This is a genomic window from Vibrio sp. 704 (assembly GCF_033339295.1).
In genome coordinates this window covers 1-559 of sequence record NZ_JAWOUH010000837.1, presented here as the reverse complement: position 1 = coordinate 559, position 559 = coordinate 1, and the positions used below count along the sequence as shown (strand labels likewise).

1 protein-coding gene is annotated in these 559 nt (G+C 45.3%); it reads left to right on the top strand.

From position 1 onward, the window contains the following. A partial coding sequence (locus R7R24_RS29415) for a succinylglutamate desuccinylase/aspartoacylase family protein (RefSeq protein ID WP_318120551.1) occupies positions 1-434 on the top strand: 434 nt, incomplete at its 5' end. Between the last annotated feature and the right edge of the window lie 125 nt (positions 435-559).

The following is a 559-nucleotide window of genomic DNA, read 5'->3' as shown; positions in this document are numbered from 1 at the left end:
CGCTATCTATCAGTGCTGGTGTTTTAGGCGTTCAACGTGTTATGCAAGCGATCGGTATGTTAAGAGCCAGCCGTAAAAAACTGCCTGAACCTGTTATCGCGAAATCGACCAGCTGGGTTAGAGCGCCAGGCAACGGTATTTTGCGCACGGTGGTGAACCTAGGCGATAAAGTAGAAAAAGGTGAAACCTTAGCTTACATCAGCTCACCCCTCGGTCACGATGAAATAGAGCTAAAAGCACCTAAAAGTGGCTTAGTGATCGGTCAGCAAACGCTGCCATTGGTAAACGAAGGCGATGCCATTTTCCACCTCGCATACTTCAGCCAAAGCGACGATGAAGTAGAACAAGCGGTAGAAAGCTACATTGAAGGATTAACTGAGTTTGACGTCGAACAGGTAACGACGGGACAAATCCCACTCGACACTCAGTCATAATTGCATGCTCTATGATCTCAAAGCCCAGTACCTGTTGCCGGGCTTTTTTTGTTATGTTTACTCACCAATATTATTTATTACAAACACTTAATCACGAACACTTAACGTTTGTGCTTCGTGTTTAG